General features: G+C 42.4%; 11 protein-coding genes. All 11 read left to right on the plus strand.

Annotated elements, in window-relative coordinates:
- Window positions 1-38 precede the first annotated feature (38 nt).
- The 11 genes from oadA (at window position 39) to ACMXD4_RS09805 (ending at window position 12,072) form a co-directional block, all read left to right on the plus strand.
- Window positions 39-1,844: a sodium-extruding oxaloacetate decarboxylase subunit alpha gene (gene oadA, locus ACMXD4_RS09755; RefSeq protein ID WP_415880623.1), complete on the plus strand. Its 1,806-nt coding sequence runs from the start codon at window positions 39-41 to the stop codon at window positions 1,842-1,844.
- Window positions 1,845-1,986: 142 nt separating this feature from the next.
- On the plus strand, window positions 1,987-3,114 hold the full coding sequence (locus ACMXD4_RS09760) for a sodium ion-translocating decarboxylase subunit beta (protein WP_064038326.1): 1,128 nt from the start codon (window positions 1,987-1,989) through the stop codon (window positions 3,112-3,114).
- Window positions 3,115-3,164: 50 nt separating this feature from the next.
- Window positions 3,165-4,355, plus strand: a complete 1,191-nt coding sequence (locus tag ACMXD4_RS09765; protein ID WP_415880624.1) for a glycosyltransferase — start codon at window positions 3,165-3,167, stop codon at window positions 4,353-4,355.
- Between the two features lie 15 nt (window positions 4,356-4,370).
- Entirely contained in the window at window positions 4,371-5,441 is a 1,071-nt protein-coding gene (locus ACMXD4_RS09770) for a glycosyltransferase (protein ID WP_415880625.1), read from the plus strand.
- Complete coding sequence (locus tag ACMXD4_RS09775; RefSeq protein WP_415880626.1) at window positions 5,441-6,325, plus strand: glycosyltransferase; 885 nt, start codon at window positions 5,441-5,443, stop codon at window positions 6,323-6,325. Before ACMXD4_RS09770 ends, ACMXD4_RS09775 begins: the two co-directional genes overlap by 1 nt.
- A gap of 15 nt (window positions 6,326-6,340) precedes the next feature.
- The gene (locus ACMXD4_RS09780; protein ID WP_415880627.1) at window positions 6,341-7,696 is read left to right on the plus strand and encodes a flippase; all 1,356 of its coding nucleotides are present in this window, start codon (window positions 6,341-6,343) and stop codon (window positions 7,694-7,696) included.
- Window positions 7,697-7,739: 43 nt separating this feature from the next.
- Window positions 7,740-8,354: a hypothetical protein gene (locus tag ACMXD4_RS09785; protein WP_415880628.1), complete on the plus strand. Its 615-nt coding sequence runs from the start codon at window positions 7,740-7,742 to the stop codon at window positions 8,352-8,354.
- Entirely contained in the window at window positions 8,348-9,106 is a 759-nt protein-coding gene (locus ACMXD4_RS09790; RefSeq protein WP_415880629.1) for a DUF268 domain-containing protein, read from the plus strand. Before ACMXD4_RS09785 ends, ACMXD4_RS09790 begins: the two co-directional genes overlap by 7 nt.
- Window positions 9,107-9,781 carry an FkbM family methyltransferase gene (locus ACMXD4_RS09795; protein ID WP_415880630.1) on the plus strand — a complete coding sequence of 225 codons (675 nt, stop codon included), beginning with the start codon at window positions 9,107-9,109 and terminating at the stop codon, window positions 9,779-9,781.
- Window positions 9,782-9,904: 123 nt separating this feature from the next.
- Window positions 9,905-10,771, plus strand: a complete 867-nt coding sequence (locus ACMXD4_RS09800; protein ID WP_415880631.1) for an alpha-1,2-fucosyltransferase — start codon at window positions 9,905-9,907, stop codon at window positions 10,769-10,771.
- A 332-nt stretch (window positions 10,772-11,103) separates the two neighbouring features.
- On the plus strand, window positions 11,104-12,072 hold the full coding sequence (locus ACMXD4_RS09805; protein ID WP_415880632.1) for a nucleotide-diphospho-sugar transferase: 969 nt from the start codon (window positions 11,104-11,106) through the stop codon (window positions 12,070-12,072).
- Window positions 12,073-12,191: the final 119 nt, after the last annotated feature.

Genomic DNA, 12,191 nt, shown 5'->3' on the forward strand with positions numbered 1-12,191 from the left:
AACAGTGCTCGGCCCAAAAACGTCATTAGGAGAAAAGAGTGGAAAAGGTAAATAAGCCCCTGGGAATTACTGAGGTGGTATTACGTGACGCCCATCAGTCAATTCTGGCGACCCGGCTACGTATCGAAGACATGCTGCCGATTTGCGAGCAGCTTGATCAAATCGGTTACTGGTCTATCGAATCCTGGGGGGGCGCCACCTTTGATGCGTGTATTCGCTATTTGGGCGAAGATCCTTGGGAGCGTTTACGGCTGTTAAAAAAAGCCATGCCCAATACCCCGCAACAAATGCTGTTCCGCGGGCAAAATATTTTGGGCTACCGGCACTATGCCGACGATGTGGTCGATAAATTTGTCGAGCGTTGCGTGGTCAACGGTATAGACGTATTTCGGATTTTCGATGCGATGAACGATATGCGCAATATCGACCGCGCCATCAAAGCCGTGCTACATACCGATGCCCATGCCCAAGGCACTATTTCCTACACCACCAGTCCGGTACATACGATCAAGAAGTGGGTCGAGCAAGGCAAGCAAATTGAGGACATGGGTGCGCACTCTATCTGTATCAAGGACATGGCCGGTTTGTTAACGCCTTACGATGCTTACGAGCTGATCAGCAAACTAAAAAACGCCGTGGCGATTCCAATCCATATGCAATGCCACGCTACCACCGGTTTAAGTGTCGGTACATACATCAAGGCTGTTGAGGCCGGCGTCGACAATGTCGATACCGCCATCTCGTCGTTGAGCATGACCTACGGTCACAGCCCCACCGAAACCATAGTGGCGGCCATGGCCGGCCAAAAGCGCGAAACCGGTCTGGATCTAGCCAAGCTGGAAAAGATCGCCGCCTATTTTCGAGAAGTACGCAAAAAATATGCGCAATTCGAAGGCAGCCTGAAAGGCGTGGATGGCCGGATTTTAGTATCGCAAGTGCCGGGCGGTATGTTAACCAATATGGAAAGCCAATTGCGGGAGCAGGGCGCTGCGGATCGTTTTGACGCGGTGCTGCAGGAAATTCCGTTAGTGCGTAAAGACCTCGGTTACATCCCGCTGGTCACGCCCACTTCGCAAATTGTCGGTACTCAGGCCGTGTTGAATGTGCTAGCCGGCGAGCGCTACAAAACGATCAGCAAGGAAACCGCCGGTGTATTGAAAGGCGAATACGGCGCAACGCCAGCCCCAGTCGATAAAGAATTGCAGGCGCGCGTGCTGAACGGCGCCGAACCGATCACATGCCGACCGGCGGATTTGCTGGAAGCCGAGATGGACAAACTGGTCGCCGAAGTAAAAGCCAAAGCCGCGGCAGAAGGTGTGAAACTGGCCGATAGCGTTGAAGAAGATGCGCTTATTGATGGCTTGTTTGCGCAAGTCGGCTGGAAATTCATTCAAAACCGCGGTAACCCGGAGGCTTTTGAACCTAAACCGGGAGCAGAGAGCGCGACAGCGTCAGTGCCCGCCGTTACCCAGAAAGCCGTGGTCGCAGAGACCTACACTGTTAACGTCGACGGCAAAAACTATCACGTAGCGGTGGCTTCCGGCGGTGCCGACTTAGTCGTTAAACCGGTTACAGTACAGTCCGTTTTGGACAGCGGCCCCATGTTGGCAGCCACTGCGCCTATCGTTAGCGGCAGTGGTGTTGTGGAATCCCCGCTGGCTGGCGTGGTGCTTAAAGTCAATGTCAATGTAGGCTCTCATCTCTCCGAAGGTGATGTCGTTTTGATTATGGAAGCGATGAAAATGGAAACTGAGATCCGCGCCAAAGTAGCCGGTATCGTCAGCGCGGTAAACGTTCGTCAGGGGGATTCCGTGGCGGTTGGCGATGTATTGGTCACCTTGTAATATTTCTTATCGTTTAATGTGGTCTCGGGCCGTTAGCTTAGGCCCGGGATCTAAGTAATTCTCTGATCAGCGATTCGCGCCACGCTGCTGGCGGGTGCGATGGCGGCGATTCTGATCAAACAACCGATTGAATACATAATCCATGGAAAATCTTAGACTGTTGTGGGAAAGCACGGGTATCTATAACGTTACCGGGCCGCAAGTCATTATGATGGCGGTGGGGTTTTTGCTGTTGTATCTGGCTATCAAAAAAGGCTTTGAACCTTTGCTGCTGTTACCGATAGGATTTGGCGCAGTGCTGAGCAACATTCCGGTGGCCGGCATGATAGACGAAGGCGGCATCCTTTATTACCTATATGGTGGTATCAAGGCAGGCATCTTTCCGCTACTGATTTTTATGGGCGTCGGGGCGATGACCGATTTCGGCCCGATGTTGGCTAACCCTAAAACTTTGTTTTTAGGGGCTGCCGCCCAATTCGGGATATTCGCGACTCTATTCGGCGCGTTGGCGTTGAATGCCGTTCCAGGTATGGATTTTACGCTTAAGCAGGCGGCGGCGATTGCCATCATCGGCGGCGCCGACGGCCCGACCGCGATCTATGTGGCGTCCAAATTGGCGCCTGAGTTATTGGGGGCGATTGCGGTGGCCGCGTATTCTTACATGGCATTAGTACCCTTGATTCAACCGCCCATTATGCGCGCGCTGACCAGCGAGCAAGAGCGGCGGATAGAAATGCAACAACTTAGAGTGGTTAGCAAGGCCGAGAAAATCGTATTTCCTTTGATGTTGCTGGTGTTGACCGCCATGTTGCTGCCTTCGGCGGCACCGCTGGTCGGTATGTTTTGTCTGGGTAATCTGATGAACGCCAGTGGTGTTGTGGATAGGCTGAGCAAAACCGCGCAAAACGAATTGATCAATATTGTCACGATATTCCTGGGTTTGTCGGTTGGCTCCAAACTGAGCGCCGAGGCGTTTTTAAAAATGGAAACGCTGGGTATTTTAGGCTTGGGCGCAGTCGCTTTTTCTATCGGTACTGCAAGCGGTGTGCTGATGGCGAAAGTCATGAACCGTTTCAGCAGTACGCCGATCAATCCGTTGATTGGTGCTGCCGGCGTTTCCGCAGTGCCCATGGCAGCGCGGGTGGCTAATAAAATTGGTTTGGAAAGTAATCCGCACAACTTCCTGTTAATGCACGCGATGGGGCCGAATGTGGCTGGTGTGATCGGCTCAGCAGTCGCGGCGGGTGTGTTGTTGAGTTTGGTTCGTTAGCGCCAAAACTCTATATGAGTGCTCAGTCAGCCAAGGATCAGCCGATTAAGGTGCTTTGGCTGACCTCAAGTTATCCTCGCAGTAAAGACGACAGTGCTTCGGTATTCTTGCGCTACTTAGCGGAAGCACTGGCAAACCATAAAGTTAGCCTTCATATCCTTTCACCGGATCATCCGGATGTTCAAACAACTCCGCAGCCCAACGGTATAGTCCTCCGCCATTTTCGTTATTTTTGGCCGCGTAGGTGGCAAATGTTAGCTTACGGCTCCGGGATTTTACCCAACTTGCGGGCTGCGCCTTGGTCGTTGTTGCAGGTGCCTTTTTTCGTTCTATCCATGTTTATGACAGCGGCCGCGATTATGGTTGCCCGCCGGCCGTCGTTGATACACGCCCACTGGATTTTCCCGCAAGGCACGGTAGCGGTATTGCTAGGCAAGCTGTTCAAAACCCCGGTACTGGTAACGGTGCACGGCGGTGATGCCTTCGCGTTGCGAGGTAGCGTTTTAGGGGCTATCAAACGCTGGACCATAAAGCATTGCGCAGCTTGGACCAGTAACACCAATGCCACTGCTGCTGCGGTAGGCCTGGATTTGCCGAAGCCGCAGATTATTCCCATGGGTATAGACTACGAAAAATTTGCTGCCGGCAATGCTAAAGCGGTACTCAAGCCGAGCCATCCGCAAAAAATAATTCTGCTATTTGTTGGGCGTTTGGTTGAAAAAAAAGGCGTAGCCGATCTAATAGCGGCTGTTGCTGGTTTGCCCAAAAACCTACTTGATCGCATTGAATTATGGATTATTGGCGATGGCGTCGAGCGTGAACGTTTAAAAATGTTAGCGGTTGATTTAGAGATTGAAGATAAGGTGGTTTTTCACGGCAGATTTCCGAACGCCATCTTACCGGACTACTATGCGGCAGCTGATATTTTCATCGCTCCATCAATTGTCGACAGCAATGGCGATACGGAAGGCCAAGGTGTAATTTTATTGGAAGCTATGGCTAGCGGTGCTGCTGTGATAAGTACGCGCACTGGAGGCGTTGCCGAAATAATTGAGCATGGAAAAACGGGGTTTTTAGTTGATCCTAAGCAAACAAAGTCGCTTTCAAAGGCGATTGAGCAGCTATTGGTGGATGAAACTTTAAGAAAAGGACTGTGCGCATTTGGGAGGCTGGCTGCCGAACCTTATGATTGGAAAGAGATCGCCAGTAAGTTTGTCGCAATTTATAGCCGACAGTCATAGAGTAGTTAAGCTGTAATGAACATCTACTTCCTGTGTAAGCGGTATTACACCAACAAAGATCTAATTCATGATCGCTTTGGGCGGCTTTACCATTTGCCGAAACAATGGGTGACCCATGGTAGCGATGTTTTTGTTGATGCCATTGACTATCGAAATAACACAGTAATAAACGTTAACGAAGTGGGCGTTTCTTTTCATACCATTCCTGCAACGGCAAGCAAGATACCTCGATTCCTTCTGGATGCCTATCGCAACGCTTGTATTGCCAAACCGGATGTTCTCATCGCAAGTGGCGACATTTACATCGGTTACCTAGGGCTTTGGATTGCGAGAAGGTTGGGAGTGCCGTTTGTCTACGATGTGTACGATTATTACCCTTCGTTTCGGATTAACCGATTCAAAGGACTAGCTTGGCTGTTTGATCATACGGTCAAGAACGCCGATTTGGTTTTATGTGCGAGCCAGCCTTTGTTACAAAAAGTCCTTAACGGACTTAGCCAAAATGCTTTATTAATTGAAAATGGAGTTGATACAAGTTTATTCGATAAAGGCGATGACTTGCTGGCCAGACAGGCGATGAAGCTGATGGCCAATATTCCTTTGGTTGGATATTTCGGTTCCATTACGCCATCCAGAGGACCTCTTCTGATCGAAGCATGTCGAAAGATCAGATTGGCTCTGCCGAATTTACGTCTTGTAATGGCCGGACGAGTAAATGATGTTTGTCTCGATGAGTCGTGGATAGACTATTTTGGCGAGTTGGGGCAATCTGACATACCCAAACTTATTCAGGCTTGTGACGTGGTATGCGTGCCGTATGCCGATGACACATTTAATAGTATGTCAGGCGCATGCAAGATTGCGGAATACCTGGCTTGCGGAAAACCAGTTATAGCTACACGGGTTTCCAATCACGAACAGATCTTTAAAGATGCACCATCATCTATTTGTGATCCTGATCCTAACGATATGGCTAAAGCAATCCTCTCACAGCTTCAAAACCCGGAAATAGCTTTATTTCCAGAAGAGTTGGCTTGGCAATCAATAGGCCAAAAACTTTATGAAGCTTTGACTAAGCTTGTCTGATGAAAAATCTTTATATCGTCATTACCGATTTCAATGGCTACACGCAGACTCTACATTGTCTAGAGGCATTGACGGTTAGCCAATTTCAGGAATTCACTATATTGCTAGTCGATCACGGTACTACTGACACGACAAAAATCGGACTGGCCCAGGATTTTCCGCACGTAATTCGCTTGGAAGGCTCATCCGAGCTTTGGTGGACTGGCGCAACCAATCTGGGTATCCGTACAGCGATAGAGCGTGGGGCGGACTATGTCATGTTGTTAAACAACGATTGCTATGTGACGCCTAATACCGTGGGTCACTTGGTAAAATTGACCGAAGCGCATCCTGACGCCATCATCGCTCCAGTCCAGCGCGATTGGCAAAGCGGACAAATCACCTCTATCAGTCCAAGCACGTGCTTTTTGTTAGGCTTTTCCACTATAGCCGGTCCGAAGAAACTTAGCGCCAAGATGATTTCCAGAGACGTTATTCCAGTCACGCTAATCGTAGGCGGAAGAGGAGTGTTAATTCCTAATTCTGTATTTAACAAAATAGGGTTTTTCGATGAAAAAAACTTGCCGCACTATGGTGCAGATCATGACTTTTATTTGCGAGCACTCAAGAAAAATATAGCTCTATATGTCGCTCCAAAAGTATTCGTGCAAATAAGTAACATACATACATCGCTCGGGGATAATTCAGAGAGTTTAGATATTCTCAAATTCACGAAAACTTTGAGAAGCGTCAGGTCTCATCGTAATCTATCTGATGTGAATGCGTTATTCAAAATACATTATCCGATTTCAAGCCTATACTCTTTAGGCGTGACATTATATGTCATTCGTTATGTTTTTCTTTATTGTTTACGGCGCATCTTTTACAAAATAAAAATCAGTTAATTATTGAACCACTAAATGACTACTGACTTATCGTGGATAAAATTTCTTCCAAAATTTATAAGTAATCGATTAATTGGGAGGTCCGAACTGCAGTTAATTGTAGCTAATACCAGTTGGTTATTCATAGATAAAATTATTCGGATGGGCGTAGGCTTATTCGTCGGAGTGTGGGTTGCGCGATATCTGGGCCCTGAACAGTTTGGTTTGTGGAGTTACGCTATCGCTTTTACATCATTGTTTAGCGCATTCGCCTCGTTTGGAATAGATAGCATAGTGGTGCGTGAATTGGTAAAAAATCCCGAGCGTCAAAACGAGCTTTTAGGAACAGCGTTTGTACTCAAACTAATTGGCGGAACGTTGACGCTGTTGATTGCTATTGTTGCTATTTTATTATTACGCAATGGTGATACGCTAACTATATGGATGGTGGGCATTTCTGCAGCGGGCTTTATTTTTCAGTCGTTCAATGTAATAGAATTCTATTTTCAGGCAAGGGTAAGGTCAAAATATACTGTTTTAGCAGCAAGCAGTGCATTTATATTTGTGACGGTAGTTAAAGTTATTTTGATTTTGATTTTTGCTCCTCTAATTTTATTTGCATGGGTGGGATTGATTGAAGTTGGGTTAACTTCATTATTTTTAATAGTTTCATATAAGAAATACCATAATAATATTTGTTCTTGGAGTTGTAACAAGAGTACAGCTATAAGCCTAATGAAAAATGGCTGGCCACTCGTTTTCTCAAGTTTGGCAATCATGATACAGGCTAGAGTTGATCAAGTTATGTTGGGTGATATGATTGGTAATGCTGAAGTTGGACAGTATTCGGCAGCGATGCGACTTATAGAAGTGTTTTCATTTTTGCCGACAATCATAGTGAGCACATTGTCACCATATATAACAAAAGCTAAGTTGATTAGCGAGACGCTTTATCATGAAAGATTGTTGGAAATATATAGATTAATGTTTATTTTGTTTTTAGTGGTTGCTATTCCTATATATTTTTTGGGCGGGGAGTTTGTGTTATTTGTGTTTGGTGATGAATATAAAAGAGCAGGAGGGTTGTTGTCACTGTTTGCCATAAGGCTTTTTTTTGCAAATTTTGGTGTTGCTAAATCTTTATTTACTGTGAACGAAAGTCTTTTTAAATATGCTCTAATAACGGCAGTCATAGGTGCAATAGTTAATATTCTAGGAAATTATTTATTGATTCCGTATTATGGTGCTGAAGGGGCAATTATTTCGACAATAATTTCTTTTTCAATTACTATATTTATGGTTGATTTGTTCTATACTCCGTCTAGGTTAAATCTTTATTTGATGATCTATGCGGTATTTATTCCATATAAGTTAATAAAAGAGAAGGGGTAATAGGGTGGGGATAGTTCGTTTCGGAGTACCAGAGCAGGAGGTAATGCATATTGCAAAATTGATGAATCTGTCAATTTTTTTTGAGGGAGGTACATATAAGGGACAGACTGCTTTAAGGGTCAGTCGAATGTTCAAGAAAGTTATCACAGTCGAGTGCTCAGAAACAATGTTCAAAATGGCGCAGGCGAACATTGGACATGTTGAAAATATTCAGATGTTAAAAGGCGATACCAGAGACTACATAAAAATAGTTTTAGAGAATAATGATAATGTTCTTTTTTGGTTAGATGCTCATTGGAGTGGCGCGGCAACGTATGGTGATAATGACGAATGTCCGTTGTTAGAGGAATTAAGCTTAATATTTAAATATAAAAAGGATTATGCCATTCTAATAGATGATGCAAGATTATTTATGTCTCCACCACCTAAGCCGCATAAACTAGAGAGTTGGCCAACGCTTAAGGCAATTATTATGATTCTTCCGCATGATTGGGAGTTGGTAATATACGAAGATGTTATCTATTTGTTGCCTGAAAAAATCAGTCTAGTGTGTCGAGAGTATTTTCAGCAAAAAGCATCAAACAAGTGGTTGGCAGCAGAAAGTGATGGTTCATTATTCGCTAGGGTAGGAAAAGCAATAGGAATAATGCGGTGTTAAAATCGGTTTTGTCGAAAAATAGAGTTATTAAAAATTTATATGTTATTTTAAGGTTGGTTACGATTGATTTTAAGTTGTCAAATTTAAGAGGATTTATATGGTTTTTTAGAGACTTTATCTCATTAAGCAAGACACAAAACCGTAATTTTAAAAGTGCGCAGTTTCATCCTTGTCTTGATGATAAAAGTTACAAGACTCCAATTGATCCAACTTATTTTTTTCAGGACAGTTGGGCAGCAAAGAAAATATTTGAAAATCATCCGAAACACCATTTTGATATTGGTTCAGCGGTAAAAACTATAAGTATAATATCTCAATTTACGCCTACGACTATGATCGACATACGGCCAATTGATTTAAAGCTCGATAACTTTGACTTTGTTCAAGGCTCGATACTCTCTATTCCTTTTGCAGATAATTCCATAATCAGCCTTTCGAGTCTTTGCGTTATAGAACATATAGGTTTGGGAAGATACGGGGACCCGATAGATGCGTTCGGAAGCGAAAAAGCCGCAAGAGAAATTCAGAGAGTCTTGGCAAGAGGTGGAAATTTTTATTGTTCCTTGCCTGTGGACAAGGAATGTAATATTTATTTCAATGCACATAGAGCCTTTTCAAGGAGCTATGTGTTTGAGTTATTTTCCGATTTAATCTTGCTGGAAGAGAAATACCATTATGGCCGCGCTATGTATGATAATTACGACGCTCAAAAAGGATTTGGAACAGGATTATTTCATTTTATGAAAAGGTAAATGAGCATGTTGTCGCGACCTGGTCTTTTTCGAAAAGTCTTGAAGCTTGGTTTATTGCGCTTATTTTCGATCATTGAAAATAATAATAATTGCGAATTTTCAACTAATGGAGAAATGCGCTTTCTTGATAATTTGCTGGATTATTTCTCCGGAATAGAAGAGCTCATAGTATTTGATGTTGGTGCTAATGTTGGAGATTATTCGCAAATGTTTGTAGAAATGGCGAATAAACGCAAAACAAAATTCTCGCTACATGTTTTTGAACCAACTATGAAATGTTTTTTTACGTTGCAAGAAAGGTTCGGATGCATGACAAATATAGTATTGAATAAAAAAGCGCTTTCTTATCAGGAAGGTGTTTTAAGTATCTACTATGATAAAGAGCAAAGTGGACTTGCATCATTACATAAGAGAAATTTGACTTATTATGAAATAGAAATGTCTGAATCTGAAAAAGTAGAGGCAGTTTCCGCTGAAAACTATATCCATACCAATAGTGTTGTACACATTAATTTCTTAAAAGTCGATGTTGAGGGGCATGAGCTACAAGTGTTACATGGCTTTGGTGACTATTTGTCTGGCGATTTTATTGACTTTATTCAGTTTGAATATGGGGGGGGCGAATCTAGATTCTCATACAAGTCTAATGGAAATCTATTTTGTTTTGCAAAATAGAGGCTTTACGCTAACAAAAGTTATGGCGAATGGCTTGGAAGTAAGAGAATACTATCCTTATATGGATAATTTTAGCTATGCTAATTACGTTGCAATTTCTAATTCAATTATAAAATCAATCCAATGATTATATTTATGGCTGATGGGCGGCTAGGTAATCAGATTTTTCAGTTTGCTTTTTTAAAACAGTTTGCAAGAAAGAACGAAATCATTCTTTGTCTGAATATGGCTAAGTTCTTTGACGTTTTTGAGTGCGATTTAGAAGATGTCATTAACTGTGGTAATAGATATATCATATATTTAATGAGGAGGCTTGTGATTCCTTATTTAATTGTGCCTCTATCAAGGCTTGGTATAGTTGGTTATGTCGAACAAAAAAAAGATGATAATAAGGCCCCTCTTTCTGGATATTTTTTTAAAAATGGTTTGCTTTCAATAAGCTTTGTAAATATTGATTTTTTTCAATCTGAGTTTTTTTTTGATTTAGATTCATTTAGTTCGAATTTTAAAATAAAGCCTGAATACAGATTGGCAGCCTATCAGTTTTTGGATGATATTCCAGATGAGTATACTAAGGTGTTTATTCATGTGCGCCGTGGCGATTATCTTCTAGAATACTTTGGTGGGATTAAAGGTATTAGTTTGCCAAAACGCTATTTCAAAAATGCAGTGAAAATAGTAAAAAATAAAATAAAAAATCCATTTTTCATATTTTTATCTGATGATCCATCTTATGTTGAGCGGTGTTTTGATTGTATACGCCCTAAGATAATATCAAGGAACTCAGCGGAAGTTGATTTAGCTATCATGTCGCAGTGTACTTGCGGCATAATTTCAAATAGTTCATTTTCCTGGTGGGGCTCGGCATTGATGGAACACAAAACGCTTGTGATAGTTCCAAAATATTGGTATGGATGGAAACAAAAAGTGGATTCTCATCCATCTATTTACCCTTCATGGGGGACAATAATTGATGTTAACGGTCTATAATATTCTCCAATAATTAGTTCTAATTGGATATTATATTTTTTATACCAATAAGTTGTTTTGATTCTCAAGTAATCAAAGTAAATAAAAAGTCGATTTGGTTTTGGATGATGGTAGTAGCTTGTTAGTTTTTTGCTGTAGGCGGGTTTCTCATAGTAATTACGTCCCTGCATACATTTTTTTTGATGTTTTATCGGCTTATAATTTACTTAGTTGTCTCCTGAGCTGGAGAATTTGCGGGTTGGTAAAGTATAACTCTATCAAATGTGTAATTATGCTTTTCACAGCCTCATCGTGTTGGCTCACAATAATGAGTGAATTTTTTTAAACAAATTATGAGAAGTCCTATTCTCCTGCTGGTATTCAATCGCCCTCATACAACATTACAAGTTTTCGAATCCATTCGCAGGGCTAGGCCACCTAAGCTCTATGTGGCGGCAGATGGTCCACGCAGAAATGTTTCAGATGATATTCGGCTTTGTGCTGAGGTTCGAAATGTAATAAATCTTGTAGATTGGCCATGTGAAGTAAAAACTCTATACAGTGATGATAATTTAGGTTGCAAGTTTGGGCCAATTAAAGGTATCAGTTGGTTCTTTGAAAATGAGGAAGAGGGCATTGTACTTGAAGATGATGTATTGCCTATTTCTACTTTCTTTACTTATTGTGACGAGCTTTTAGAACGCTATCGTGAAAACCAGCATGTTGGGGTTATTAGTGGTTGTAATTTAATTTCAAGACAATTTTGTCCGGAAGCCAGTTACTTTTTTACACGCTATAATCAGATTTGGGGTTGGGCAACTTGGCGGCGCGCGTGGAGCAAGTATGATCATTCTATGTCAGCTTGGCCAAGTTGGCGGGATCAGGGGGGGCTCGAGTCTATGTCCAGTGGCAGTAAAGTTTTTGAATACTATTGGAAGAGATTGTTTAATGCGACGTACTATAATTCTAAGAATGTTACTTGGTGGGACTATCAATGGGCATTTAGTTGTTGGTTTCACGGAATGCTCGGTGTTCAGCCAAAAACAAATCAAATTACTAATATTGGTTTTGGTGAGGCAGGTAAAGGTACACACACAACAACTACGGTCCCAAAATATATATCGGAATCTTCCCCGAAGCCATTAATTTTTCCTTTGAATCATCCCGAGGAAATTGCGCGAAATTTTGTCGCCGAAGCGCTTATTGATAAGCATGTGTTTTCAATAACACTTAGATGGTATTTACTTAAAAAGGCTCGTAATACGCTATTGGTATCAGGAGTTTTACGCATTTTGAAAAATATAACTAACTTTTTAATATAAAATTAAAAGCTTCTTTTATTTGCCTTTCCTCTTTTCTGTGTAGTGGTCGTAACCGGGGCTTGTCGGATAATACAAAAGTTCAGTATCTATTTTTTTTCGATTTTGAAGAGTTTCAATTT

Origin of the sequence: Methylomonas sp. TEB (assembly GCF_047777895.1) — a bacterium.
Taxonomy (GTDB): Bacteria; Pseudomonadota; Gammaproteobacteria; order Methylococcales; family Methylomonadaceae; genus Methylomonas.

Coding starts and splice junctions, on each gene's coding strand:
- ACMXD4_RS09760 (WP_064038326.1), top strand. CDS start 1,987: ATGGAAAATCTTAGACTGTTGTGGGAAAGCACGGGTATCTATAACGTT.
- ACMXD4_RS09770 (WP_415880625.1), top strand. CDS start 4,371: ATGAACATCTACTTCCTGTGTAAGCGGTATTACACCAACAAAGATCTA.
- ACMXD4_RS09775 (WP_415880626.1), top strand. CDS start 5,441: ATGAAAAATCTTTATATCGTCATTACCGATTTCAATGGCTACACGCAG.
- ACMXD4_RS09780 (WP_415880627.1), top strand. CDS start 6,341: ATGACTACTGACTTATCGTGGATAAAATTTCTTCCAAAATTTATAAGT.
- ACMXD4_RS09785 (WP_415880628.1), top strand. CDS start 7,740: ATGCATATTGCAAAATTGATGAATCTGTCAATTTTTTTTGAGGGAGGT.
- ACMXD4_RS09795 (WP_415880630.1), top strand. CDS start 9,107: ATGAGCATGTTGTCGCGACCTGGTCTTTTTCGAAAAGTCTTGAAGCTT.
- ACMXD4_RS09800 (WP_415880631.1), top strand. CDS start 9,905: ATGATTATATTTATGGCTGATGGGCGGCTAGGTAATCAGATTTTTCAG.
- ACMXD4_RS09805 (WP_415880632.1), top strand. CDS start 11,104: ATGAGAAGTCCTATTCTCCTGCTGGTATTCAATCGCCCTCATACAACA.